The 26,667-nt window shown below is 36.4% G+C and carries 30 protein-coding genes; 12 read left to right on the top strand and 18 right to left on the bottom strand.

Going from position 1 to position 26,667, the window contains the following annotated elements:
- Positions 1-2: 2 nt before the first annotated feature.
- Positions 3-812, top strand: a complete 810-nt coding sequence (locus tag GL301_RS00195; RefSeq protein WP_003724866.1) for a Cof-type HAD-IIB family hydrolase — start codon at positions 3-5, stop codon at positions 810-812.
- A 36-nt stretch (positions 813-848) separates the two neighbouring features.
- On the opposite strand, the gene GL301_RS00190 is transcribed toward GL301_RS00195, so the two are convergent.
- Complete coding sequence (locus tag GL301_RS00190) at positions 849-1,187, bottom strand: DUF4064 domain-containing protein (protein WP_003721652.1); 339 nt, start codon at positions 1,185-1,187, stop codon at positions 849-851.
- Between the two features lie 221 nt (positions 1,188-1,408).
- On the opposite strand from GL301_RS00190, the gene GL301_RS00185 reads away from it, so the two are divergent.
- From GL301_RS00185 to GL301_RS00160, 6 genes are all read left to right on the top strand, one after another.
- Complete coding sequence (locus GL301_RS00185; protein ID WP_003724865.1) at positions 1,409-1,858, top strand: DUF2712 domain-containing protein; 450 nt, start codon at positions 1,409-1,411, stop codon at positions 1,856-1,858.
- A 70-nt stretch (positions 1,859-1,928) separates the two neighbouring features.
- Positions 1,929-2,693: a hypothetical protein gene (locus tag GL301_RS00180; protein ID WP_003724864.1), complete on the top strand. Its 765-nt coding sequence runs from the start codon at positions 1,929-1,931 to the stop codon at positions 2,691-2,693.
- Positions 2,680-3,393 carry a WxPxxD family membrane protein gene (locus GL301_RS00175; protein ID WP_003727558.1) on the top strand — a complete coding sequence of 238 codons (714 nt, stop codon included), beginning with the start codon at positions 2,680-2,682 and terminating at the stop codon, positions 3,391-3,393. Before GL301_RS00180 ends, GL301_RS00175 begins: the two co-directional genes overlap by 14 nt.
- A 1-nt stretch (position 3,394) precedes the next feature.
- The gene (locus GL301_RS00170) at positions 3,395-4,117 is read left to right on the top strand and encodes a DUF2705 family protein (protein WP_003725646.1); all 723 of its coding nucleotides are present in this window, start codon (positions 3,395-3,397) and stop codon (positions 4,115-4,117) included.
- Between the two features lie 59 nt (positions 4,118-4,176).
- Positions 4,177-4,761 (top strand): ATP-binding cassette domain-containing protein, encoded by a 585-nt coding sequence (locus GL301_RS00165; RefSeq protein WP_003725645.1) that lies wholly within the window; start codon positions 4,177-4,179, stop codon positions 4,759-4,761.
- The gene (locus tag GL301_RS00160) at positions 4,754-5,374 is read left to right on the top strand and encodes a hypothetical protein (RefSeq protein ID WP_003725644.1); all 621 of its coding nucleotides are present in this window, start codon (positions 4,754-4,756) and stop codon (positions 5,372-5,374) included. The genes GL301_RS00165 and GL301_RS00160 overlap by 8 nt, the downstream gene beginning before the upstream one ends.
- Positions 5,375-5,522: 148 nt before the next feature.
- Here the strand turns inward: GL301_RS00160 and GL301_RS00155 are convergent, their stop codons facing one another.
- The 9 genes from GL301_RS00155 to GL301_RS00115 form a co-directional block, all read right to left on the bottom strand.
- Entirely contained in the window at positions 5,523-6,398 is an 876-nt protein-coding gene (locus GL301_RS00155) for a S66 family peptidase (RefSeq protein ID WP_010958656.1), read from the bottom strand.
- Between the two features lie 81 nt (positions 6,399-6,479).
- Positions 6,480-8,384, bottom strand: a complete 1,905-nt coding sequence (locus GL301_RS00150) for a beta-glucoside-specific PTS transporter subunit IIABC (RefSeq protein ID WP_003721643.1) — start codon at positions 8,382-8,384, stop codon at positions 6,480-6,482.
- A 204-nt stretch (positions 8,385-8,588) separates the two neighbouring features.
- Entirely contained in the window at positions 8,589-9,230 is a 642-nt protein-coding gene (locus GL301_RS00145; protein ID WP_010958655.1) for a copper homeostasis protein CutC, read from the bottom strand.
- 54 nt (positions 9,231-9,284) lie between these two features.
- Positions 9,285-9,989: an SIS domain-containing protein gene (locus GL301_RS00140; protein ID WP_003725641.1), complete on the bottom strand. Its 705-nt coding sequence runs from the start codon at positions 9,987-9,989 to the stop codon at positions 9,285-9,287.
- Between the two features lie 27 nt (positions 9,990-10,016).
- Positions 10,017-10,844 (bottom strand): PTS system mannose/fructose/sorbose family transporter subunit IID, encoded by an 828-nt coding sequence (locus GL301_RS00135; protein WP_003728733.1) that lies wholly within the window; start codon positions 10,842-10,844, stop codon positions 10,017-10,019.
- A complete protein-coding gene (locus tag GL301_RS00130) occupies positions 10,819-11,622 on the bottom strand; it encodes a PTS mannose/fructose/sorbose/N-acetylgalactosamine transporter subunit IIC (RefSeq protein WP_003725640.1) in 804 nt (267 codons plus the stop codon). The genes GL301_RS00135 and GL301_RS00130 overlap by 26 nt, the downstream gene beginning before the upstream one ends.
- 22 nt (positions 11,623-11,644) lie before the next feature.
- Entirely contained in the window at positions 11,645-12,133 is a 489-nt protein-coding gene (locus GL301_RS00125) for a PTS sugar transporter subunit IIB (protein ID WP_003725639.1), read from the bottom strand.
- Entirely contained in the window at positions 12,133-12,534 is a 402-nt protein-coding gene (locus GL301_RS00120; RefSeq protein ID WP_003730696.1) for a PTS sugar transporter subunit IIA, read from the bottom strand. The genes GL301_RS00125 and GL301_RS00120 overlap by 1 nt, the downstream gene beginning before the upstream one ends.
- A gap of 15 nt (positions 12,535-12,549) precedes the next feature.
- Entirely contained in the window at positions 12,550-13,290 is a 741-nt protein-coding gene (locus GL301_RS00115; RefSeq protein WP_003725637.1) for a GntR family transcriptional regulator, read from the bottom strand.
- Positions 13,291-13,530: 240 nt separating this feature from the next.
- Between GL301_RS00115 and GL301_RS00110 the strand changes: the two genes are divergently transcribed.
- The gene (locus tag GL301_RS00110) at positions 13,531-14,352 is read left to right on the top strand and encodes a C39 family peptidase (protein ID WP_010958654.1); all 822 of its coding nucleotides are present in this window, start codon (positions 13,531-13,533) and stop codon (positions 14,350-14,352) included.
- 46 nt (positions 14,353-14,398) lie between these two features.
- Here the strand turns inward: GL301_RS00110 and GL301_RS00105 are convergent, their stop codons facing one another.
- The gene (locus GL301_RS00105; RefSeq protein ID WP_003727565.1) at positions 14,399-15,832 is read right to left on the bottom strand and encodes a 6-phospho-beta-glucosidase; all 1,434 of its coding nucleotides are present in this window, start codon (positions 15,830-15,832) and stop codon (positions 14,399-14,401) included.
- Between the two features lie 225 nt (positions 15,833-16,057).
- Between GL301_RS00105 and GL301_RS00100 the strand changes: the two genes are divergently transcribed.
- Positions 16,058-17,176 (top strand): CapA family protein, encoded by a 1,119-nt coding sequence (locus tag GL301_RS00100; protein ID WP_274758819.1) that lies wholly within the window; start codon positions 16,058-16,060, stop codon positions 17,174-17,176.
- Between the two features lie 50 nt (positions 17,177-17,226).
- Here GL301_RS00100 and qoxD read toward each other — a convergent pair whose 3' ends face one another.
- Genes qoxD through qoxA form a run of 4 tightly spaced genes read right to left on the bottom strand, consistent with a single transcriptional unit; the run spans position 17,227 to position 21,264 of the window.
- Positions 17,227-17,559 (bottom strand): cytochrome aa3 quinol oxidase subunit IV, encoded by a 333-nt coding sequence (qoxD, locus tag GL301_RS00095; protein ID WP_003725633.1) that lies wholly within the window; start codon positions 17,557-17,559, stop codon positions 17,227-17,229.
- Between the two features lies 1 nt (position 17,560).
- A complete protein-coding gene (qoxC, locus tag GL301_RS00090; protein ID WP_003725632.1) occupies positions 17,561-18,172 on the bottom strand; it encodes a cytochrome aa3 quinol oxidase subunit III in 612 nt (203 codons plus the stop codon).
- Positions 18,160-20,139: a cytochrome aa3 quinol oxidase subunit I gene (gene qoxB, locus GL301_RS00085; protein ID WP_003725631.1), complete on the bottom strand. Its 1,980-nt coding sequence runs from the start codon at positions 20,137-20,139 to the stop codon at positions 18,160-18,162. Before qoxB ends, qoxC begins: the two co-directional genes overlap by 13 nt.
- An 18-nt stretch (positions 20,140-20,157) precedes the next feature.
- Positions 20,158-21,264 carry a cytochrome aa3 quinol oxidase subunit II gene (qoxA, locus tag GL301_RS00080; RefSeq protein ID WP_003725630.1) on the bottom strand — a complete coding sequence of 369 codons (1,107 nt, stop codon included), beginning with the start codon at positions 21,262-21,264 and terminating at the stop codon, positions 20,158-20,160.
- Between the two features lie 449 nt (positions 21,265-21,713).
- Here qoxA and GL301_RS00075 point away from each other — a divergent pair, with 449 nt between their 5' ends.
- The 3 genes from GL301_RS00075 to GL301_RS00065 are packed head-to-tail and all read left to right on the top strand — an operon-like array spanning position 21,714 to position 23,599.
- Entirely contained in the window at positions 21,714-22,070 is a 357-nt protein-coding gene (locus GL301_RS00075; RefSeq protein ID WP_003734189.1) for a GW domain-containing glycosaminoglycan-binding protein, read from the top strand.
- Between the two features lie 18 nt (positions 22,071-22,088).
- Positions 22,089-23,387, top strand: coding sequence for a GW domain-containing glycosaminoglycan-binding protein (locus GL301_RS00070; RefSeq protein WP_014929138.1), 1,299 nt, complete (start codon positions 22,089-22,091; stop codon positions 23,385-23,387).
- A 17-nt stretch (positions 23,388-23,404) separates the two neighbouring features.
- The gene (locus GL301_RS00065) at positions 23,405-23,599 is read left to right on the top strand and encodes a hypothetical protein (protein ID WP_003725626.1); all 195 of its coding nucleotides are present in this window, start codon (positions 23,405-23,407) and stop codon (positions 23,597-23,599) included.
- Positions 23,600-23,691: 92 nt separating this feature from the next.
- Here GL301_RS00065 and GL301_RS00060 read toward each other — a convergent pair whose 3' ends face one another.
- From GL301_RS00060 to mvk, 3 genes are read right to left on the bottom strand one after another with little or no spacing between them, the layout of a single operon-like run.
- Positions 23,692-24,771: a phosphomevalonate kinase gene (locus tag GL301_RS00060; protein ID WP_003727569.1), complete on the bottom strand. Its 1,080-nt coding sequence runs from the start codon at positions 24,769-24,771 to the stop codon at positions 23,692-23,694.
- Entirely contained in the window at positions 24,752-25,723 is a 972-nt protein-coding gene (gene mvaD, locus GL301_RS00055) for a diphosphomevalonate decarboxylase (RefSeq protein ID WP_010958653.1), read from the bottom strand. The genes GL301_RS00060 and mvaD overlap by 20 nt, the downstream gene beginning before the upstream one ends.
- Complete coding sequence (mvk, locus tag GL301_RS00050) at positions 25,680-26,648, bottom strand: mevalonate kinase (protein WP_010958652.1); 969 nt, start codon at positions 26,646-26,648, stop codon at positions 25,680-25,682. The genes mvaD and mvk overlap by 44 nt, the downstream gene beginning before the upstream one ends.
- Positions 26,649-26,667 lie beyond the last annotated feature (19 nt).

Genomic DNA, 26,667 nt, shown 5'->3' with positions numbered 1-26,667 from the left:
ACTTGGAAAAATACTTAATTTGTTCTGATTTAGACGGGACATTACTACTTAAAAACCAAACTATCTCACCAAAAACACTAAATTTATTGCAACAACTAATAGAAGAAGGTCATCATTTTGCCGTTTCTACCGGTCGAATGTATAATTCCGCAACAGACTTCGCCAACCTCGTTCATCCAAAAGCAGATGTCATTGCTTCAAACGGCGGTGTAGTTGCAGTATCAGGCGAAATTATCCTACAAGAAAAAATGAAACAATCTGCGTTACTCGAGACATTTTTATTGTGCCAAAATCATGATTTACCTGTGTTTTTCTTTTCAACAGATACTGTTTACTACACTAAAAATCCCCCATATTATTTTACGGATGAAGAAGATAAAGGCCGCGTAAATGCTACAAAACTCGTTCCTATCAAAACAAAAGAAAGCTTCCTTGAGCATGCGGACCAGTTCATTAATGGGATTGTAATCGAGGAAGAAGATTTCGACAAACTCGCAGCCCTTCGAAGTGAGCTAGAAAAACTATCCGATGTTTCTATCCTTTCTTCCCATGCCAATAATATCGAGATCTTACCAAAAGATATGGATAAAAAATACGCCGTGAAAAATCTCGCTGCACATTTAAATATCAAGCCAGAAAATGTAATTACTTTTGGTGATGGTGAAAATGATATTGGGATGCTTGAAGTTGCTGGCGCAGGGGTTGCGATGGAAAATGCAAGTGAACTAGTGAAAAAAAGTGCTGATTTTGTTACTACTGCAAATGATGCCGATGGAATTTACTACTTTTTGAAAAAATATCTTAATCGTTAATAAAAAAAGCTGCCCACGCGGACAGCTTTTTTTCATTTATTCTTCTACGGAAGCAGCTTCTTCATAGTTAATTAATGCAATTAATCCGCCAACAGCAAGTAGTACGATTGGCAGTAAGAACATAATCGAAATTGACATTGTACAGCCAATTGCAGCTGCCACCATCATTGCCCCACCAAGACGCGGCTTATGCGAAACAATAAACGATCCCGCAAGTCCCACTCCAGAAAGCACAAGTGAACCAATCGTTAACATATAGAAGAAAAATGACTCCTCTTCTAATGCCTGTGAAATATCAGGAATAACTAGAACCATCAAACTAAATCCAATACCCAGTGCCGCCCCTAAAAAGCCAAGTAATCCTTCAACTTTCATGATAAAAACTCCTTTTTTATACGCATTTTCTTTTATGTTATCATTTTAACAAAAAATTGAATAGTTATCAGCTTGGACAAATGATTTTTCGTAAATTACTTCTAAATAAGCAGACGATTATGCAAACAATTTACCGTTTTCTGTAAATTCAAAAAACAAATTGACCAGCTCTTTATATTGTGATACGCTTAACAAGTGGCGTTATTCTAATAGAATAGGAGATGATTATCATAAAAAATTTCGCATCAAAAAACATTAGACTAATTATGGCACTGGTTATTGGAGTATTGGTTTTTGCACCTGTTTTTCATTCAAAAGCCGCTGATAATAACATTGGTTTCGATTTTAAACTCAAACCAAATTGCGCTAACTCAGGGTCAAGCTCAAGGTATAGAGAGACTTCTTCTGTAAATAACCCTTGGAAAGTTCGCCTCGATAACTCAACAGAAGGAAAGGGTACAATTGCTTCTTTTTGGCTAGGTACATATAATAAAAACAAGAATGCTGTACAAGGCTCAACAATAATGAATGTTAAACAAGGTGCAAAAACACGTTATTGCGGCGCTTATAAAGTAGCTAATAAAAATACAACCTATTTAGCTGCTGAAAATAATAATTATAATTCCAAAACATACTATGTCGATGGTATTTGGGATGAGGAAACTTGGTAATTATTCTAACCAGGAAAGGGATGTATTTAACTCCCTTTCCTTTTTAAAATAACGAAACGGAGTACATAAAATGAAAAATCAGTTTACCTACTTAATTAACAATAAAACTACTCAAGGGATGTTCATTTTAATCTTATTTATACCTTGTATTGAAATCGTTCAATTATACATAATGTTAAAGCCAGATGCAGTTAATATTCATCCTGCTTTTGCATTTTTTCTTGCAGGTTCAAGCCGAGGTCATATCACTCAAATATTATTACTTTGGTTCTTACCTGTTTTAAGTCTGTTACTCGGAGCAGACTCGCCCATTCAGGAATATCAGACAGGAGTTCGTAATATTATTATTAATAAAATAGGGAAAAAAGCTTATATTCTTCAAAAATTAGCTGTAAGTTTTATTCTTTGTTTTATCACCATGCTTACAACTTTATTATTAAATTTTATTTTAGTTTCTATTGTATTCTTAGGTGGCACTTATAAAATGGGGTTAAATGGATTAGGATCGCTTAATACTCTATTTGATTTTAGCATTCAAAACCCCTACTTAGCAGATTTTGGTTTTGGATTTATGGCTTGCTTAATGGCCGGAATGGCTGGACTTATCGCTACTAGCTCCAGTCTGTTCTTTTTGAATAAAAAATTTGCGTATCCAGCTGCATTTTTTATTTGGTTTCTGATGATACTTCCAAACAATTCAATTATGTTTATTTTCCAACCTTTTACAGAATATGGCTTTGAAATAATTTTGCCTATTTTTCTAGTTTTCAGTTTAATAGTTTTGATAATTGTTGGTGTCCTTTACTTATATGAGGTGAAATATGTTAAAGAGTAGATATTTTCTTCTAATTTTTTCCATGTTCCTCTTTTTTTCTGTTTTTTGGTTCACACAAAACATGGAGTACCTAAGTTTCCCTAAAAACAGAGAACTTGTTCTCATTATGAATGGTAGTTTGTATGGGTATATCTCAATCAAATCCCTTTGCTTGATGCTTGTTTTCCCGTATCTTATCTTTTTACTACTATTTTCAAAAAAAGAACAAATTGTTGCTTTAGCTAGAGAAAAAAACCGTTTACGATTCTATCATAAAATATTGAAAGATACAGTTATTGCAACAGTACTATTTGTAGGTTTATATCTTAGCGTAAATTTGCTATATTCTTTCATTTTTCTAAGTAATAAATTGCTCACTGCTACTCATTTTTATAGTGGAATTTTTTTTTACTTCTTGCTACTTGTTCTCTTTTATTTAGCTATTGGTTTTCTTTTCAGAATTATATATGACTTAACTACTTCAACTGGCCAAGCGCTTATCTTTGGAGCTTTCGTGATATGCATTGTTTATCTTATTGATTGGATAATTTTAGAAGGTATATACTGGACACCTCTTCACAATTTAAATTTCTTTGATCTTTGGTTACAAAATGGTTCTATTAGTTCTGATATACCGTTCATTCTAATTCCAAACGCCGCGGTAGCATTTATCCTATACTTGATTAGTTCTAATACCTTTATAAAAAAGGATTTTTACTAGTATGAAGAATAATAAACTTATCATTTTAGTAGTTATTTGTTTGTTTCTACAAGCAATATTATTCATGGCCTTTGACTTCCCGTTCAAAACATTACCAATACTAGATGGATTTCCAGTAGGATTAGCCACACCGGTAGTAACCAGATTATTGCTTTACTGGTATCTCCCGATTATTGCTTTTAGTTTCTATATTTCAGGTAATTTAAAAGATTTATTATCTAGTTATGGTTTTTTACAAATTTCTCGAAACTATAAAAAAGAATATTGGCTAATGAAGCAATTTTTAAAACTGTTAATAAAAGTTATTCTTTTTACCAGTTTACAACTCGCTTTAATTTTTATATTCACGCCCTATTCTATATATTCTACTGCTCCTTTTTTATACTTAATACTTGGATATTCCATTATGCTATTTACTATTTTTAGTTTGCAATACCTTTTAGAGCTATTTATAGATGCGCAAAAAGCTTTATTACTTATAAATGGATATGTAATTATTTCTATTCTTATGGCAGATTTAATCTATCAAAACACAACAGTTACTTGGCCTTATTATTTATTACTTCCTAATTATGGTATGGGCTTTAGAACTGGATTAATTCCGTTTACTAATACATCTACTTTACTAATCTCAGTACCTACCAGTTTAATTATTTTGCTAGTAGTTTTACTTTGCGTGTTTATAGTCGCTATTAAAAAATTTAAAACAACAGACATTTTATGATAACGGAGGATTTTTATGATTAAAATTGTTAATTTGCAAAAAAAATCAAGAGGACGGAAGTGCTTACTAATATTAATTATTCTTTTGAGCCTGGGAAAATCTACGGAGTTTTCGGAAAAAATGGATCTGGAAAAACAATGTTACTTAGATCGCTTGCTGGCTTAATCATACCAACAAGTGGCAAGATATTCATTGATAATAAAGAACTTCATCATGATATTTCTTTTCCGCCAAGTATGGGCATTATTATCGAAAATATGGAATTACTTCCCCAATTTGATGCGCGGACAAATTTAAAAATATTATCTAAAATTAAAAATATTGCAAGCGATGAAGATATTGATAATGCCATTGATAGAGTAGGATTATCTCCACATATTGATAAAAAAGTTAAAAAATATTCGCTTGGAATGAAGCAAAGACTTAATATTGCACAGGCCGTTTTTGAAAAACCCGCTGTCATCTTGCTTGATGAACCCACAAATGCGATAGATGATCAAGGTATTGAACTAATTAACCAATTACTTTTAGAAGAAAAGAAACGCGGAGCCACTATTATTATTGCAAGTCATCATAAAGAAGACATAGAACCACTTTGTGATATGAGTATCCGAATGGACCAAGGGAAAATTATCCATGACTAAGACCAAATTCGTTATTTTCATAGCACTGACAGTCATTACACTGCTTCTATTCCTCGTTCCTAAAGGTATTCAATATCTCAAAAGCCAAAATCCTGAGCTATTGAATACAGCTGAAAGCATTAAACTTCAAGCTGGTGAATACACTGTTGGAAAAGATATAAAAGTTGGAATATATGATATGCAAGTAACAAAGGGTTCGCTATCTTACTATAGTACAAGGCTTTCTAAAGGCGATGAAATAATTGGTATTAATTTACTAGATGCTAATAAACTGTATTTTGAAGGAAGCGGTGAAGTCGAGCTTACACCGGCAGAATTTAATCCCATTAAACCTTCTGCCAATATTTTTACAATCCAACACTCAGGGTCTTACGAAGTTGGTAAACAAATTCCAGCTGGGAAGTACAGCCTGACTTATACCATTGACAAAAGTAGTAAGAAAAAACCTTTTATTCAAATATTACCATCTTATACTGATGACGCTCGTATTGAAATACAATTTGAAACCAAACCGGCATATAATATTAATTTAAAAACAGGAGAAATCTTGACTGTTAGTAAAACAATATCAGAAGAACTTGATACTATGACCGTCTTACTTAAAAAGAACTAAAAAAAGACCGACAATCAAGTCGGTCCAAAAAGGGAGTTTAGGATTTTAAGGAATTCTACAATTAGCAAAAAGGGAGTAAAACTAATTGTATTCCTTGCTTACAAGTTCTATATTAAAGGTTAATTATGAATATTTCGCAATAAAATTATTAAAAATTTGTTAATGTTTCACGTGAAACATTAACTTTTGTGCCAATTAAACATGGTTTTGCTTCGCTGCTATGACCGATTTCCTTAGTTCGAAAAACAGGCAACTTATATTTTAATCCAATCTGTTGATATAAGATTCCTATTCTGTCGTATTCCCCGTTCTTCTCAGCCTCAGTGTGTTCCCCAACAACTATTCCTAAGCATTTCGAAAACACACCTAACTGTTCTAATTGCGCTACATAAGAAGCAATTTTCGCCTCTTTTCCACCTAAACTTTCTAACAAAATTATTTTATTCGAGACGTCAGGCATAAATTCTGTTCCTGCTAGTTTTAAAAAACAGCGGATATTTCCACCAACGATCTCACCCAGGCTCCATTCAAACTCATTAAGGGATTTCCCATTTATCGCAATTTGATTCTCGAAAAATGTTTTTTGGAATTGGACTCGTTGTATCTCGCTAGCTTCACCTACTAAATTTCGCAGTAAATAATTAAAGCCAGGCTGCTTCGTCTTCGCAAAAATTGCATTTAATATTACGGTTAAGTCGCTATAGCCGATAAAAGGTTTGGCTGCTTTTTTTATAATGTTAAAATTAAGATATGGTAATACTTGATTAGCCGCATCCCCTCCTGAAATGTCAAAAATCATTTTTACATCCATATTTTGATATAGTTTCATTAATTCGGCTGCTCGTTCCTCAGGAGTACCATTAAAAGGCGAATCATCTATTTGAAAAATAGTTTTCGCAAAAACCACCTGAAGTCCAAATTCCTTTTCTAAGACTTGTTTAAGGCGCTTCAAATCCTTCTCGTCTTCTTTTTTTCGACCATCAGAACAACAAATTATCCCTATCAAATCGCCCTTTGCTAACATCCGCTCACCGCCTATTTTTCCCTCAGTATAACATAAAAACAGCTTGAGCAGATTTACGCCCAAGCTGTTTATTAATGAATTTTAGATTACTAATGTGATTAAACGTTCTTCTAGTTTCGCTTCTTTTGCATCTGTAATCATTACGTCTAAATATTGATTGGAGTTTGTTACTACTACTGGAGTTGTAACGTCATATCCAGCAGCTTTGATGCCTTCAATATCAAATTCAGTTAGTAATTGACCTTTTTCGATTACGTCGCCTTGTTTCACGTGTGCTGTGAAGAATTTACCTTCAAGTTGAACGGTGTCCATACCGATGTGGATTAAAACTTCTGCACCGTCTTTAGTTGTAATACCGATTGCATGACCAGTTGGGAAGATAGTTGTTACTGTTCCTGCTGCTGGAGCTACTACACGTCCAACAGTTGGGATGATTGCAACACCTTTTCCAAGTGCACCGGATGAAAATGCTTCGTCTTTTACGTCTGCTAAAGTTACGATTTCGCCAACTACTGGAGCTGGAATTGTTTCACGTTCGATTAAAGTTTCGCCTTCTACTGTGTTAGATTGTTCTACTACTACATCAGCTGGATCTTTGAAACCTACTACATAAGTTAAGATGAAACCAAGGATGAAGCTGATAACGATTGCGATAACTACCCACCAGAATTCGCCTGAAATACCGCTACCTGGTTTGAAGAAGTTAGGAAGACCGAAGATTCCAAGTCCACCCATGATATATGTTTGAGACCCTGCAAAACCAATGATTCCGCCACCAATACCACCAGCGATACAGCTCATGATGAATGGTTTTTTCAGTGGTAAAGTAACACCGTAAATCGCTGGTTCAGTTACACCAAAGATACCGGAAATAAATGCTGGGATACTAAGAGATTTGATTTTTTTGTTTCTAGATTTAAAGAATACTGCTAATACTGCACCGATTTGAGCAAAAGATGCACCAAATGTCATTGCTAAAATTGGATCATGTCCAAGAACAGTTAAGTTGTTGATTGCCACTGGTACAAGACCCCAGTGAAGTCCAAAGATAACAAATACTTGCCAGAAACCACCTAAAATTAGACCCGCGATAATTGGACTTAAGTTATAAACCCAAATTGTTCCTGCTCCTAATAATTGACCAGCCCATGTAGCAATTGGGCCAATTACGATGAAAGTGATTGGAACTACGATTAATAATGTACAGAATGGAACTACGAAAGTTTTAATTACATCTGGAATGATTTTCTTGAAGCCTTTTTCTACTTTGGAACCAAAATATGTTGCTACGATAATCGGAATAACAGAAGATGCATAAGACATCAAGATAACTGGAATTCCTAAGAATGTTACGTGAATTGGAGATTCAAAAATTGTTCCTGCGAAAAGTGTATAAAGTGGGTCACCTGCTGTAATACCTGCAAGTGTTGGATAAACTAAGGCACCACCTATAGCCATCCCGATAAATATGTTTCCGCCGAATTTTTTCATTGCTGTGTAACCTAGGAAGATTGGGAAGAAGTAGAATAAACAATCCCCAATTGCATAAAGTAGTTGGTACGTACCTGAAGTAACTGTAATCCAACCAAATGCTACAAACATGGCAGTGAAACCTTTAATCATACCTGTTGCGGCTAATACACCTAGAACTGGTGTAAATACGCCAGAAATCATATCGATGAAGCGGTTGAAGATATTACCTGTTGCTGGTGCACTACTTCCTTCGTCACCTTCAGCTGAAATCCCGCCAACTTCTAATACTGCTTTAAATACGTCTGGTACGTGGTTACCGATAACTACTTGGTATTGACCACCACTTTTAATGACAGAGATTACGCCATCAAGCTTTTCAATTTCTTTTGTGTTCGCAATATTCTCATCTTTCAGTTTAAACCGAAGTCTGGTAATACAATGGAAAACACTGTTGATATTTTCTTTACCGCCGACATTTTTCAAGATGTCTTTTGCTAATTGTTCATATTTCATTTTGACGACTTCCTTCCTCTTTTTGGTTTTTTGGGCAAAAAGAAAAACCTAAGCTCATTCGAGGACTCCACGCATACACGTGTCCTACAAATCAGCTTAGGTTTTGCCCAATGAATTGGTAACAATCCTTTGTGATGAGATAAATATATCATATAAAGAAAACGGTTGCAAGCTTTTTTTTAAAATAAATTTATTTGGGGAGTTTTAGCGCTCCCCAAACAAGTCAGTGCCATGTATTTCAGCTGCTCCTGTTTCTTTTGTAATCCATTCCATATTGTGCGATTTAATTCCTCCACCTGGTAAAATAATGATTCGACCTGCTGCGTAATCAATATATTTTCGCCATTGAAGAAAAGTTTCTTCGGGAAGTTTAGCGCCGTCACCACCATGCGTGAGAATTCTTGTAACGTCTTGCTCAGCTAACCAGTCAATTGCCGGCAATTTTTCCGAGTCTACTAACTCATCAAACGCCATATGAAAAGTGACTTCCAGACCTGCTGTGGCTTTCAATAATTCAATTATGGCTGGTTTATCTAGCAATCCAGAATCCGTAATACAGCCAAAAACCACGCCATCAACCGCTATTTTCTTATACATCAAAATGTCATCAATCATAACTGAAATTTCTTCTTTTGTATAAACAAAATTGCCTTTTCGGGGACGGACCATTGCCATTACACTTACATTTTGTTCATGACAAATTTTCACCACATGTTTCGCAATCCCGTAACTTACAGAAGTTCCGCCCTCCGCTAGATTATCACAAAGCTCCACTCGATTAGCTCCAGCTTCAATAACGTTCACCAGATTAGTTGTATTTTCAATACAGGCTTCTTTTAAAATCATTTTCTATCCTCCAAAAAAGCGCGAAAATAATGTTCATTTTCGCGCTCGTTTTTATTAGAAGTGGAAAATACGATCAGCGAATTTGTCTTCAATCGCAAAATTGTATTCATAGCCACCATCAATATTTGCACTACGATAAACTGGTGGTGTATAGCCTTTTTCAAGCATAAGTTCTACTGCTTCATAGATTGTTTGTTGGAGAAGCAGAACGGCTGAGAATGAAGAGGTTCCGCAAACTTTTCCTTCTAATCCATCTAATTCAAGTGCCGCATCCCCTTGGACTGAACGATTGTCTAAAATAACATCCGCAAACTCGTACAACAATTTTCCAGAAGAGTGTCTTGAAGCTGCTGTTTGCGAGGCATCAAGTGCTGTTACAACAATTAATTTACAGCCCTGTGATTTAATCCATTCCGCAAGCTCAATTCCCATTGGATTGCGTCCTGAATTAGATATAAGGAAGAATATATCATTCGGTTTCGCTTGTAATCTATGAGTAAGCAAGGAACCAACACCCTCAATCGATTCATAATAACCGCCAGCTGGGTCCATAATAACTTTTGATGGAATTAGTCCTCCTGCTCTCCCACATACTTCAATAGCTGCCGCATATGAGTGCCCACTACCAAATGCTTGAATAATTCCGTCGTTCATGATGCTGTCTGCCACCAGTTTTGCTGCTTGATGAATACTTTCCGCCTGTGTTTTTTCTAGTTCCTCCGTTAATTCACGCGCTTTGTCAAAAAATGTTAAACCCATTTTGTCTATTCCTCCAATTTTTATATTTTAACCTAGAATTTTTAGGTTGAATAAAATAATCGCAATAACCATTACTAATAAAATAGCCTTCGTAGATGTCATTTTTTTGTGGCCTAAAAGTGCATAGATTAGCGCCACGAGTAAAACTGGAACGAGTGATGGCATGATTTGATCGAGCATGTCTTGCATTTTGAGCTCTACTTTTCCTGATTTATAAACGAATGGGACAGTTGCTTTGATTACGGTTGGTATTAATGCCCCGACGACCGTGACCCCGAGCAGAATCGCTGCATCGGTTAACGCGTTAAGCCTGTCCGCAAATTCCGTCACTAGTTTTGCACCTTGCTTATATCCTAGAGGAAGTAAGGTGAATCTTGCTCCCACAACCAAAATATTAACTAATACCCAGATAACCACACCTGTCACATTACCTTGAAGTCCCATATATGCGGCAATTGATCCAAAAATCGTCGGTAAAATAACCCCGAAAATCGTATCACCAACACCAGCAAATGGTCCCATCAAACCCGTTTTCAAACCAGTTACGACTTCTTTTGACGCTTTCTTTTCGCGCTCTTCAATCGCCATATCCATTCCTAAGATCAAACCACCAACCATAGGATTCGTATTGAAAAATTGGTTATGCATATTCATCATATCTTTTAAATCATCGTCTGTTTTATAAAGTTTCCGAAGCGTTGGCAAAATACTATAAAGATAACCAGTCGACATCATTCGCTCATAGTTCCAACATATTTGGCTGGCAAACAACCAACGAAAGTTTGCTGCTATTAAATCGCGTCTCTTGAGTACTTTTTCAAAATCCTGCTCAGTCTTCGTATTCGCCATCTTCATTCTCCTCCCCAACTAGCGCTGCGCCATTTGCTCCGGCAGCCACTGGATTTTTGAAATTTTGTTTAAAGTAAATGATTGCCAAAGCCACGCCAATTAGTGCCACGCCTAGCATCGGTACTTTTAGATAAGCTGCTGCTACAAATCCGATAATTAAATAAGCGACGAATTTGTTTGTTGGTAAGTAACGAAGGAGAATCGCAATACCAACTACCGGAAGAATTCCACCAGCTACACGAAGGCCGCCCATTAGCCACTCTGGAATTTCATTTAGAATAAAATCAACCACGCTTTGTCCGAAAGTCAACATGATAAATACGGGAACCGCGCGTGATAAAGCCCATGGTAGCGCCCCATACCAAATGTTCCTTTTAACCGCCGAAATGTTGCCCGAAGCAATATTAGAATCAATGCGGTGCAAGAAAAATGTATTCGTAAATCTTGCTAAAATGTCTAATTGAACCATTAAAAGTCCCACTGGAATTGCAAGTCCAATCGCAAATTCCGCATCTTGACCTGATAAAACGGCAAATACTGTGCCGACGATTGCTCCCGTTGTAAAGTCAGGAATCGATGCTCCGCCGTATGTACCAACACCTAGAACCATCAGCTGTAAAGTTGCCCCAATCGCAAGTCCGAGCACCATGTCACCCATAATGATTCCAGCAAGCGTTCCTGTTATTACAGGGAAATTAAGTCCTATTACTAAAGTTAAAGCATCAAGAATGGTACAAGCTGCGAGTATAACTAACAATATAATCTGCCAAACTGCTAAATCCATTGTAGTTCTCCCTTCTTATCACTTATTTTTTTAATAAACTTGCAAATTCAACCGCATCTTCACTCGGAACCATTTGGGCAGTGATTTTAATGCCTTTTTGAGACAAGTAATCGAAATCTTCCAAATTTTCATCCGTCACGCTAACTGATTTTTTGATTTGTCGGCTCCCTGCTTTAGTCGACATATTTCCAACATTGATTTGGGGAAGTTCTACCCCCGCATCTACTAAACCGCGAAGAGCATGAGGTGATTTTACGATTAAGAAAACTTGCTGCCCTGCGTATTTATCATTATTGATATTATTTGCTGCACCTTTTACGGTCAGAATGCTTAGTTTGACACCAGCCGGTACTGCGGTTTTTAAGGCAACTTTTTCCATTTCATTTTTTACAACCGCATCGTCAACAATCATGATTCGCGTTGCTTTTATAGTATTGGTCCACATTGTTGCTACTTGCCCGTGAATTAGTCTCTCATCTACGCGTACGTGTTTAATTCCGTTGCTTCCCATCAGTCCTCTTCCTCCCCATCATCACTTACTATCGTATAACTCGCTTTTTGCTCTACAAATTGAATATTTTCTTTTGCTCCAAGCATCGCCTCCTCTAAACTTTCTCCAAGGCTAAGTGGAATGAGTAATCCTAGCGACAAACCTGATACAACTTTAACTTCTGGATGTTTTGTACTAAACATTTGAGCCGCATTACACGGAGTTCCACCAACAATATCAACTATGATAGCGGTTTCATTTCCGGGTGAATAAACGGCCGTGTAGGCGTCTAATACATCCGTCACCCCCATTTCTTCGGTAAAAGTAATTGCTGAGATATTAGTTGTTTGGCCAGTAATCATCTGACAGCTATTTTTCACTTCCTGTGCGTACCGGCCATGTGCTGCGATAATAAAATTCAAGTAATTAACTCCCTTCTATTGTTTTTTCTTTTCAATTTCAATAGAGTAAAAATTATGCCGCAAGTAGCTTTCAATATATTCATAGGGTTGCCCCTCTGGCACATAGGTTATTCTTTCAATGTGGTAAAGTGGTAACTCGGAGTCAATTTCGAGTAATTTAAAATTATTTTTGTCTTTTACTGGAAATTCGACTTCAATTCGCTCCTTCATCGCTTCGTGCAGAATATTAATACCATAAAGCTCTTTAATTACTTCAGATAAAGAATTAAATCTTTCGAAATTGGTTAAATCTACGTTGATCAAATTGGATTTTGCCATATAGTTATTTTGTACGGTCCAAGGCACATCATCAATAAGGCGGATTCGTTGAAAATGAACAATCATATTTTCAGGGGGAATCTGCAATTTTTTAGCAATTCGCGCATCCTGAATTTCATTTATTGCAACTACCTTTGTATGTTCGTTAGTAATTTTTGTTTTACGATTGAATCTTCCGTTCGGCACTGTCGTATATTCATTAAAAATAACTTCTTCGTTAATAATAGACTTACTCACGTATGTGCCTTTTCCTTGATAACGAGCTAAAATCCCAGCTCGTACTAATTCATGTAATGCTCGAACAACTGTCGTATTACTAACATTGTATTTCTTTTTCAGTTCATCTTCCGAATAAATTTTTTCCCCTGGCTTAAAAGTTCCGTCACTAATTAATCGCTTGATATCATTGATAATAATAGCGTACTTTGGTTCCGCCATAACAAATTCCCCCTAAAGCATCCCGCGCGTTAACACGTTAAGTTTTAGGTTAATGGTACCATGATAATTTTTTGATTGCAAACTTGAATTAGCCTGCTATCACTGAACTTTAAATTAATAACCGGTTAACACGTTAAGTTCATTTTTATAGTACCACGGCCATTTCATTTATGCAAGCGTTTTCTTTTTATTTTTCCAAAATAGGGTATACATAAGTAATCTGTATCAAAGGGGGATATAATGGGGAATTCTTTTAGTAAATGGGGGAAATGGATACTTGTCCTTGGGTTAATGTTCAGCGTTTTTAGTGTTTCTACAGCTGGTCAGGCGGCGGCAAAAGAGACTGTGATTAACAAGCAAATGGTAACAACTGCAAGCCTTAATGTTCGTTCAACTAATTCGACTTCTGGGAAAGTTATTGGTTGGCTTAAGAGCAATACAAAGTTCAAAGCGATTGCTAAAACATCGAATAACTGGTATCGATTTAGTTTTAAAGGAAAAAATGGCTACGTATCTGGGAAATACGTCAAGGCCGCAACTGCCGCGCCGGCACCAAAACCTTCAACGCCAAAAATTGTGCAAATGAATGTGCCTTTAATCGTTCAGCGTCCACAATTGCCAACTGGCTGCGAGATTACAAACATTGCGATGATGTTGCGCTACGCTGGGAAAAATGTCGATAAAGTCAAACTTGCCAAAGAAATGAAACGTCATAAATCCAATCCGAATTATGGTTTTGTTGGAAATCCATTCTCTAAGAGTGGCTGGACGATTTATCCACCGGCTTTAGTTAATCAAGTTAAAAAATATACTGGGAGCGCGAAGAATATGACTGGAACAAATTTAGCTGGTATTAAAAATCAGTTGAATAAAAAACGTCCAGTTGTAGCTTGGGTTAGTAATTTCCATGGTTTTTCCGTTCATGCGATTACTATTACAGGTTATGATAAAAATAATTTTTACTATAACGACAGCTGGTCCGGTCAAAAAAATGCACGAATTTCGCAAAGTTATTTTAATACTTGTTGGAGCAAACAAGCAAAACGCTCGATTTCATATTAAAATAAAATCCCCACTTTCGATGATGAAAGTGGGGATTTCTGATATATTAGTCGATATCTTTACCATTTGTTTCAATTACTTTTTTGTACCAGTCGAATGATTTTTTCTTCGAGCGGTTTAGGGTTCCGTTACCTTTATTATCGCGGTCAACGTAGATGAAGCCGTAGCGTTTTTTCATTTCGCCAGAGCCAGCGCTGACAAGGTCGATGCAGCCCCATGGTGTATAACCAAGAAGTTCCACGCCATCCTCAATTGCTTCGCCCATTTCGCGAACGTGTTCACGCATGTAGTCGATTCTGTAATCATCAGTGATTGAGCCGTCTTCTGCCACAGTATCCACTGCACCTAAGCCATTTTCAACGATGAAAAGAGGTTTTTGATAACGGTCGTAAATTGTATTCATAGTAATACGTAGACCTAGTGGATCAATTTGCCAACCCCATTCGCTTGCTTTTAGGTATGGGTTTTTTAGTGTTGCGAAAACGTTGCCTTCTGTTTCTTTGTTTTTCTCTGGATCTGCGCTTGTTAGACGAGAAGAATAGTAGCTGAATGCCACGTAATCAACTGTGTGATCGCGTAATGCGTCTAAGTCGCCATCTTCCATTTTGATGTTGATGTTGTGTTCTTTGAAGAAACGCTTAGTGTAGCTTGGGTAGTATCCGCGTGCTTGAACATCAATGAAGAAGTAGCCTTCACGGTCCGCCTCGATAGACTTCCAGACATCTTTTGGATTACAAGTCATTGGATATGTGTTACCCGCTGCAAGCATACAACCGATTTGATTTTCAGGATTGATTTCATGACCAAGTTTAGTTGCAAGTGCTGATGCAACTAATTGATGATGAGCAGCTTGATATTTAACTTCCTCTGGATTGTCCTCTTTAGTAACGTCTAAACCTCCACCAATGTATGGAAGATGAAGAATCATGTTAATTTCATTAAATGTCATCCAATATTTTACTTTATCTTTATAACGCGTGAAAATTGCTTCACAGAAATTCAAGTAAAAGTCGATGCATTTACGATTTTTCCAACCACCATATTTTTTGAAAACTTCTAGCGGAGTATCAAAATGGTTGATTGTAACAACTGGTTCAATACCATATTTGTGACATTCATCAAAAACTGCATCATAAAATGCTAAACCTTTTTCATTTGGTGTCGTTTCATCACCATTCGGGAAAATACGTGGCCAACTGATGGACATACGGAAACATTTGAATCCCATTTCTGCCATTAATTTAATGTCTTCTTTATAACGATGATAAAAATCAATTGATTCGTGACTTGGGTAAAAACCATAATCTGTAGCAAGCGCTTTCGCTGGATTGAATAAAGCTTCCCAACGTCCGTCCTCTACTGTTGGAAGGATATCAACAAGTGAAAGTCCTTTACCGTCTTCAAGATAAGCTCCTTCACATTGGTTGGCAGCAACTGCTCCGCCCCATAAAAAGTCTTTAGGAAATTTTGATTCTGTCATTTTTGTATATCTCCTCTCACGAATATAATTTACTTTTCCACTATAGAATATGTAATGCATTACATAGCAAGCAATAATTTCAAATTTTTTAAATTCGTTTTCCATTTTATGATTTTAAAGTTCACAATTTAGCCATTAAAATCCAAAAAAAAGCCTATTTTTGATAAAAACCCTTTTCTCCATACTGATAGAATTAGATAACTTTTTAATTTAGGAGGAGAAAAAATGAAATCAAGAAAAAAAGGGATTATCTTGCTACTGTCTATTATTATAATTTTTTCCATCGGTTTATTAGTGAACAACATCATGACAAATAACAAAGATACCGCTAAGCCAAAAAAGAAAACCGTCGCTGCTGTTAAAAAGAAAAAAGAAACACCTCCAAAACCAAAAGAACCATTTAACATTGATTTTACAGGTGATATTATGTTTGATTGGGATTTACGCCCCGTTTTAGCAGAGAAGGGAATGGATTATCCTTTTAATAATGTTCGCGAGGAATTGAAATCAAGCGACTATACATTTGTTGATTTAGAAACAGCTATTACAACTCGAACAAAAAAAGTCCCCTACCAAGAATTTTGGATTAAAAGTGATCCTAGTTCTTTAACAGCTCTTAAAAATGCAGGGGTTGATATGGTTAATATTAGTAATAACCACATTTTAGACTATTACGAAGATGGATTACTCGACACAACGGCTGCTTTACGCGCCAATAACCTAGCCTATGTTGGCGCCGGTAAAAATGAAGATGAAGCCTATCAACTTAAAGTTGCTGACATCAAAGGTAATAAAGTTGGATTCATGTCGTTTTGCCACTTTTTCCCAAATACTGGTTGGATTGCCGATGAAGATACTCCTGGGGTTACTAATGGTTATGATATAAATTTAGTCGAAGAAAAAATCAAAGAAGAACGCGCAAAAAATAAAGATATTGATTATATGGTCGTCTATTTTCACTGGGGAGTTGAAAAGACGAATACACCTGTAGATTATCAAACCCAATACGTTAAAAAACTCGTGGATGATCATTTAGTTGACGCGATTGTTGCTAGCCATCCACACTGGCTCCAAAGTTTTGAAGTATACAAAGATGTTCCAATTGCTTATTCATTAGGTAATTTCTTGTTTCCTGACTATGTTTCTGGTCATTCAGCAGAAACAGGTATTTATAAACTGAATTTTAATCAAGGTAAAGTGACTGCGCATTTTGATCCTGGTATTATTTCAGGTAATCAAATTAATATGCTTGACGGTTCTGCCAAGACAGCACAATTAAATTATCTCCAATCCATTTCTCCAAATGCAACTATTAATAGTAATGGTGATATATTCGCAAAATAAAAAAAGCTGATGCTAGTTCGGTTTTAACCGTTCTAAGCATCAGCTTTTTTTTATAACAAATGATTCATATGGCCAATTTCCATTACCCAATAAGAACCAATAACTACGACAATCGCGATAAATGCGGCGAATAAAATATTACCGATTTGAATTTTACCATCGCGGCCTTCTGTCATGTGCATGAACATCAGAAGCTGTAAGGCTGCCTGAATGAACGCAAAGATGAAAATAATAACTACCTTAACATTTGTTGTTAGCGTCGAATAAAGAGCCACCCAGACTGCTAGAAGCGTCAAAATAACTGATAACGCAAAGCCAACAATATGTTTCCAAGGAATGCCACCTTCAGCATGAGCTGCATTTGATTTATTATTTTGTGTCATATTAGTTCACCATCCCTAGCAAATAGACACCGGTGAAAATGAAAATCCACACAACATCCAAGAAATGCCAGTATAAACTGGAAATAAATACTTTTGATGCTGTTTTTGGCGTCAAACCATGCATTTTAATTTGAATCAGAATAAAACTAATCCAGAAAATCCCGACCGTTACGTGAAGTCCATGTGTTCCTAGTAGAACGAAGAATGCCGACCAGTAAGAACCGATTTGCATTGTAACGCCTTCTGTCACATAGTGTGCAAATTCATAAAGCTCAAAGCCAACAAATCCCGCACCAAGAATTAATGTGATAATCGAGTAAATCGTCAACATTTTCACATTGCCCTTACGCATCTCACCAATTGCTAAACCACACGTAAAACTACTTGTTAAAAGTAAAAATGTCATTATTAGCACTAGCCAAAGTTCGAACATTTCTGCTGGCGGATGACCCGCATTCGAGCCAGCCTTTCTCATAACAAAGTAAGTCGCAAAAAGCGTTGCAAACAATGCAATTTCGGCGCCAAGGAAAATCCAGAATCCAAGAATATTTAATCGACCTTGTTCTGATCTATATTCAATTGGCAGATTTTTATTTGTTTCTACAGATTCCATGGGTTACCCTCCTTCACACCAGTCGCAAGTTCGCGCGCATTATGTTCTTCTGTTGCTTTAATTTCGTCCACTTCAACGTGGTAACCATCGTTATTTTGGAATGAACGATAAATCATACATCCTAAAATACCAACTAGGCCAATAATTCCCATCCAGTACCAGTAGAAGACTAGTCCGAAACCTGCAATGAAGAAGAAGACAGACATTACAAACCCAACCATGGTATTACTTGGCATATGGATTGGTTTATAATTTTTATCATTTACATATGGATCGCCTTTTTGTTTTCTATTCCAGAAATCATCCAAGTCATTCCATTCAGGTAAAACAGCAAAGTTATATTTTGGAGGAACAGCGGAACTTGTAGCCCATTCAAGCGTACGAGCATCCCACGGGTCACCAGTAACTTCACGTTTAGAGTTTTTGTAGCTGTAGTAGATGTTGTAGCAAAGAACTAAGAATGCTACACCCATCAAGAATCCGCCCACAGTAGAGATAAAGTTAAGCGTTGTCCAGCCATCACCTTGTACGTAAGTGTAAATACGACGCGGCATACCATCTAGTCCTAGGAAATATTGCGGGAAGAAACAAACGTTAAATCCAACAACGAAAATCCAGAAGAACCATTTACCAATTTTTTCATTTAGTCTGTAACCGACCATTTTTGGATACCAGTATGTAAGCCCGGCAAAGCAGGAGAACACAGTTCCAGCAATTAATACGTAGTGGAAATGGGATACTAAGAAGTACGTATTGTGATATTGATAATCGGCTGCAGCCATCGCAAGCATAACCCCAGTTACCCCACCAACAACAAAGTTAGGGATAAAGGCAAGCGACCAAAGCATTGGCGTTGTAAAGGTTATTCGCCCTTTGTACATCGTAAAGAGCCAGTTGAATATCTTAATCCCGGTCGGTATCGCAATCATCATCGTTGTAATGGAGAAGAAGGAGTTAACAAGCGCCCCTGATCCCATTGTAAAGAAGTGATGGACCCAAACTAGGAAACTTAGTAAAGAAATAACTGCCATCGCGGCAACCATCGCCGGATAACCGAATAATTTTTTCCTCGAGAAAGTAGAAATAATCTCTGAGAAAATACCGAAAGCTGGCAAAATAACAATATATACTTCCGGATGACCCCAAACCCAGAACAAGTTGGCCCACATCATTGGGAGCCCGCCATTCGTGAGTGTGAAGAATGCTGTCCCAAACAGTCGGTCAAATGACATCAAAGCAAGTGCCACTGTTAAAACTGGGAAAGCGAAAATAATGATCAAACTTGTAATTAATGAAGACCAAGTAAACATTGGCATTTTCATTAACGTCATACCTTTTGTACGCATTCTTAAAATCGTGACGAAAAAGTTAATCCCCGTCATCAGCGTACCAATACCAGCGATTTGAACACCTAGAAGATAGAAGTTAATTCCATATCCAGCGCTAAAATCTGTCGCAAGTGGCGCATAGTTTGTCCAACCAGCATCTGGCGAACCACCAATTACGAATGATAAGTTAAATAGCATCGCTCCCATAAAGAACGTCCAAAAACTTAAGTTGTTTAAAAATGGAAATGCTACATCACGCGCACCAATTTGAAGTGGTACGGCAATGTTCATCAATCCGATGATAAACGGCATCGCCATAAATAAAATCATAATCGTTCCATGTGTAGAAAAAACTTCATTGTAATGCTGTGCGTCTAAAAATTTCATATCCGGTAAAGCGAGCTGGGTACGCATCATTAGCGCATCCACACCACCACGGAAAAACATTAAGACAGCAGCAAGCAAGTACATAATACCAATTTTTTTATGATCAACGGAAGAAATCCACTCTTTCATGAGCCACTTCCATTTTTTTGTATAAGTTAGTAACGCAACAACACCAATACTTACAAGTACGATAGAAATCTGCGCGCCTAAAATCATTGGGTCGCCAGTTACGATAAACTCATTCCATTTCATGCCTTATGTCCCCCCTTTTTACTTCCCTGCGTCATCCGATTCTTTTTTATTGAATTCATTTGTTTGGATGTCTTCTTCCATTTTCTTCATTTCATCTTCGCGGTGTTTATCCTCGTGGTAACCTTCGCCGTTTTTAATAATTTGTGGCTTCATATCATGACGCTCAAATTGCGGATTAGTTACTGTCACAGGACGAACCGGAAGCATTGGTTCATCAGAAATGGTTGATTTTGTGTTTGGATTATGCGGATTTGTCATCTCATAACCAAAACGTTTGTAGGCATAGAAAACATACTCTGGATCAGCTGCTACATCAACAAATGCTAAATGCGTACCAGAATAAGTCTTTTTCTTGGAGCTTCCAGGAATTAAAAGACGATCATATATGTCTTGTGTAATAACTGGCGAGCTTGCTTTTGTTTCTTTCGCCCATTTTTTGAAATCTTTTTCAGATTGAGCTACTACATCAAAGCGTTGATCCGCAAAACCTTCGCCGTTGAAGTTTGCGTTACGGCCTTTATATGTACCAACTTCATCTGCTTGTAAATATAAATTCATCGTCATGCCAGACATCGCATATTTTTGTCCACCTAATTGCGGAACCCAAAAGCTTGTCATCGTATCTGCAGAAGTTAATTTGAATAGTACAGGACGGTCGGTTGGAATATTTACATAGTTGACTGTTTCAATTGACTCATCTGGATAACTAAAAATCCATTTCCAGTCTGCACTTGTTGCGTAAATAACAATTGGATCTTTATGCGAAGTCACTTTTGGTGCTTCTTCCCCTGCATAAATTGTTTTTACAGTCGGAATAGCTAGAGCAATAACGATTGCAACTGGAATCAATGTCCAAAAAATTTCCAGTTTTTTACTACCGTGCATATCCGGCTCATAGTTTGAAATGTCTTTCCGTTCGCGGTATTTAACCAACATAATCGTAAACAATACAAAAATCGTCAAAACAATAACCAGCATAAATATAATCGAATAAATAATTAAGTCCGACTGACCTTTTGCAACTGGCCCTTTTGGATTAAGTACCGTCAAGTCACCACAACCACTTATAAGGCCGGTAACCCCAAGTAGTGCCGTAAGCAGCAAAGATTTAAGTACCTTTGACACCCGAATCCCCTCTTTTCCTTTTGATGTTTTCTAATGTGTATTTTTGCGCAAAAATACCATTACCGGAGTGCTGAAAGAAGCTTGTTAGAACTCCTATGTAACTGAAAAAATGCTTTTACTATTTAGTTCTTTTAAAAAAACTCACAAACTTTTTTAAAAATTAATCAGCATTTTTAGAATCACTATGTTCATACTCTAACTCATTATATCTGATTTGATATCTTAGTTCAAAAACCTGATATATTAAATATTTCACAAACTTTTATTCTGTTCACTATTCCCTAGTTTGTGAAATTTAAAACAAAAAAGCAAATGATATTCAAGAATATCAAAATTCTAACCTTTTATATTATTTTTTAAATTTAAAAAATAATATTGTATTACATTAATATTTCATGCTATATTAATTTTGTAATATAATACATATAAATGAAAGAGGGAACAAAATCATGTTAAAGAGAAATGTACAAAAAGGGATGATTAGTTTAATTGCAATTATGATGTTTTTATCAATGTTCAGTTTTACAAATTTAAATTCTATTAAAACTGTAGAGGCTGCAACAACTGCGTACAATACAATTGAGTACAATAAATCAGTTAATTTAGATGCTAATATTGCATATCCAGAAACAAATGCATTTTGGTCTGCACCATATTATTCAGAAGGATCAACATTTATATCAAGTGCAACTGCACCTTCTTATGCAAAAAAAGATGTTAAATTAATAAGAGAGGCAAAAACTGAAAGAGGAATTTACTATCAAGTAAAATTGGGAGACAAAATTATTGGTTGGCTTGATAAATGAGCTTTTAAATTTTATGAAATGCCTTCTACGGATATTGCTTACTCAAGGACCGGGAAAATCACTAACACTTCTGGACATGCAGTATGGACTCAACCTTGCGGACAAATAAACTCTACTTTAAAAGGACCAGCAAGTGATTATCTTAACAAAGAAATAACTATTTGGAGAAAAGTAGAAAACAAAAGAGGTACTTATTATCAATTTAGTGAAACCAAAACTCCTAATATAAAAGCTTGGTTAGATGCAAGAGCCATAACACTCTATGACCAAGTACATTTTAATGAAGAGTACAATCAGATGGCAGTTATATCTACAGTTATTGGACATGCAGTATGGTCAACACCTTATCTTCAGTCCGATAGTAAATTAATTGCGCCTGCTTCTAATTATGAAGGAAAAAGAGTTGAAATAATCAGAAGAGCCAAAACAACAAGGTCAATATATTATCAATTTAGTTATGATAATAAAGTAATTGGTTGGTTAGACACTAGGGCTTTCTCATTAATACCTTCAAACACTGCTATGGTGATAAGTAATAGTACAAACGACATTTTTTCAAATATAACTGATGCATATAATAAAAATAACCCTATAAATAATTCTCAAAATTATTCTCAACAATTTGTTAATATTGATGAAAGTAATTCTGATGATAATTTGGGTAACTACGTTAAAATAAGCCAAGATAACAAACCTATTGGTTGGATAGACTCTGAAAATGTAATTGATGAAAAAACTATGGATTCTATAGAAAATGATGAAGAATCAATTATTCCGGAAGAATTAATTGATAAAGTAAATGATTATGTAACAATAGAAAACAATGAATTTGTATTGTCTAACAAAGCGGAAGATGTTCTTACTTCGGAAGAGTTTGTTGAAGTTGAAGGGCAGATAGATCAAACTAATGCTGAAATCGAAGCTGATGAAACACTATCAGAAACACATATTGAGGGAAACATAATAGTTCAAGAAATCTATGAAGATGAACCAAATCAACTTCTTAAGGCATCTAAAAAAGCTTATATAAAAGCTAAATATACATGGTGGGGTATGCAAATCCAATTTTCTCATAAAGCTGTTGTTGATTTTAACGATTTTTATTGGGGGGCAGGTACGATAGGTGGATTAGGTGCAAATAAACGAATGGGGAAATTTTTAGCAAAAAAAGGAATAAAAATCGCATCACGTTATGCTGTTTGTTTGAGTTTATTTGGTGGTGGTTTAGCATGGGGAATGGGTAAAAAAGATAAAGGAAAAGGTGTAAATTTAAATTGTGTATTATATGTCCCTGCGACAATAACTACAGCTAAATAAAAGAAAAGAGTGTATACATGAAAAGAAATAAACTAAAGATAATATTTCGAATAATAGAGTTGGTATTGGGAATTTTAATTATTATCGCAACATCTGTATTATATTTTATGGATATTATTTCTGGTGGAGCCTCTGGCGTTATATCAGCTGTTGGAATGGGTATTTTTATACACGCGAATAATTTATCTAAAAAAGATAATACGACTGAATAAAAGATTCAGTTTGTTACTTTATTTTAAATGATTAAAACAAAAGCCGAACAACTTTTACTTAAAAGTTGTTCGGCTTTTATTATATATCCCCATTATTCAGTAATTTGAACTCTCCCTGTATGGAAAGGTAAATGCTTAATACCAAGCTTTTCCCACTCATTAACGAGTTTTTCGGCTAGTTCTTTCGTTTTCGAGAAAGCTATTCCGCAGTCTCCGCCACCAGAGCCAGATGATTTTCCTGCGCCACCCATGTTTTCAGCTGAGTCCGCTAGTTCTTTTAGTAAGCTTGTTTCAATATTTACGCCAGCTTTTGTTCCAAGTTCTTGAAGAATGCGACGATTTTCTTTAATAGATGAATAAAGCAATTCCTCATCTTTCGTATGGAAAGCTTGAATTATTTGCTTCATAATCTCGTTATTTCTAGTTAAAAAATGTTGGTAATTCTTGCTATCTTCTTGTTTAAAAGCATGAATTTGCGAAACTAGTTTTCCGGTACTTACAGGTGTGCCCGTCCAACCGACAGAAAAAGTCGGCACTGGTTCTTCCAATGTTTCGATTTGAAGCATTGGCCACGGCTCTTTCATAAACCATTCGAGTGATTTATAAGCCAAACGATGCTTCACCCATTCTTGATCAAACGTTGTATACGCAATCCAGCCGCCATACATACAAGAAGCAATGTCGCCACAAGAGCCATTTCCTTGTACTACTAAATGCGAAAGTGCAGCAAGTTTGAATTTTTTAAGCATTGATATTTCTGGATAAAATTTCGTCATTAGCGCGTTGATTACAGCAACTGTAGCCGCTGCACTGGAACCGAGTCCATATTTTGCGCCAGATTGGTCGATTAATTCTGTTTCAATGACCATTTTCACAGGCGTTAGCTCGATTCCTTCTGATTTCAGGAAAGTTGTCGCGATATTAATTGCTTCAGCTGTAAACGTCCAATGTTCCCCGTCTGGTTTAAGTTCTCCGCCAATTGGCCATGAAACTGGATTTTCATAATGTGGAATCCATAATTCATTGCGTTCACTATCTTCAAGAGTTAGCGTTATATAACGATTAACTGCAGTTAGAATAGCCGTATGACCTGATTCTACAACTGCATATTCACCAGCTACATATAATTTTCCGGGTATTTTAACCTGTAGTTTATTTTTCATCTGATACAACACTCGCTTCCTTACCAGCGTGGCAAATTAGAACGTTTTTAGCCAAACCTGACAACTTATCTGCTACGATATTTTCATTTTCACGCTCACAAATAACTTTAACATTTGGACCAGCATCCATTGTAAAATAGGCCGGTATACCATTTTCTCGTAATTCTCTAACAGCATCCATTATTTCAAGGGACTTCGGTTGAAAATAAGTAAATGGAGGCTCGGCACCAAGCGTTGTCGCATGCATTTTCATTCCGTTTCGTTCTGTGATTTCGCCCACTTTGATGAAATCTTCATCCAAAATAGCTTGTTTCATTTCTTCCAAGTCTGTTTCAGCAGCAGAAACCCATTTTTCGAAAAACGGTGATGTTTCAACAGTTAGGCGCATTCCATCCCGACTAGAAACTTTCTTTTCTTTATCCGAAACGACTGCGACTACAAGAGACATTTTGTCACATAATTTGTTGGTGAAAGGTACTGCAAATGAATCACTACCGTCCGCGAGTTCGCCTTTTTCCCAAATGACAAAATCTCCGAAAACGGAACGAGAAGCAGAACCAGACCCGAAACGAGCCAGTCTGGAAATATATTCTTTTGTGTCTTTTCTGCCAGCAGCGCTAGATCCAGCAAGTGCAAGAGCTGCAAATGCAGAAGCCGATGAAGCAAGCCCGGCCGCAGTTGGAACGTGATTTTCGGAAGTAATTTTTGCTTTTGCTGAAATACCGAATTCTTCACGCATTTTATCTATAAAACGAGCTACTTTTGCATCCGTTTTTTGTTCATTATTTAGAATAAATGTATCCTGGGCTAAGTTTTCGTCCCATTCTACCGTTGTTTTTGTATAAAATTTATCTACCGTGAAGGATAAACTACTGTTTGCAGGTAGAATCAAGTGTTCATCGCGTTTTCCCCAGTATTTAATTAGCGCCACATTCGTGTGTGCGATGGCTGTCGCTCTCATAACTACCTTCTCCAATCGTAAAAATCCATTCTTGTGCAGCTCCAGCATTATGAAGCTCCTTCGTTATTTGTTCAGCGATTTCTTGATTTTTTGCTACAGCGATAATACATCCACCTCTACCGCCACCTGTAAGTTTTGCCCCGTCTGCACCACTACTTCTAGCTACTTCTATTAATTTCTCTAAACTACTATCACTTACTGTCAAAGTTTCTAAATAAGATTGTGCCTTATTCATTGCAGCACCTATTTTCACAGTATCTGCATCGCCTTCTAAATGAGTCTTTATTTCCCGGGAAATATCGCCGAGTTGATGAATTATTTTACCAATTTCTGTTTGATTTTCTTTATATAAAGCTTGAACATCCTTCACCGCGTCTCTGGTTTCACTTGGAACTCCAGTATCTGCTACTACGAACGTGATTTTTTTTGAAAAATGCATAATTTCTAGTTTTCGATCTCGCTCATACCATACTGGTTTTTCACTCACAACCGTGATAGCATCAACACCACTAGCATTTCCATGAGCAATTTTTTCTGCCGCATTCACAATGGCTAATAATTTTTTCGAGTCTAATTCTTGATTAAAATATTTATATAAGCCACGCGCAATACTTGTTGCTACAGCGGCACTTGAACCTAATCCACGACCAATTGGAACACCTGAAACTACATGGATAGCAACGCATTCGCCTTTTCCAATCTCATTTAAAACATCTACAACTAATGCTTTGATTCCTGCTAAGAAATCAGGCATATCATCTAAATCACCTGAAAAAAATGCCGAAGAAAATTTGGTTTTTGTAGAATTTTCTACATTTGTCGTTACAACTGCTTGTGTAAATGGGACTGAAATTGCCGGTTCTCCGTATACAACTGCATGTTCTCCGCATAATATCATTTTAGCTGTCCCAATGCCTGTAGCCAATGTACGCCAATCCTTTCTC

The sequence above is a fragment of the Listeria sp. LM90SB2 genome (genome assembly GCF_028867355.1).
GTDB lineage: Bacteria > Bacillota > Bacilli > Lactobacillales > Listeriaceae > Listeria > Listeria monocytogenes_B.
Note: the sequence above shows the minus strand (reverse complement) of the source record. Positions and strands in the feature narration are given on the sequence as shown.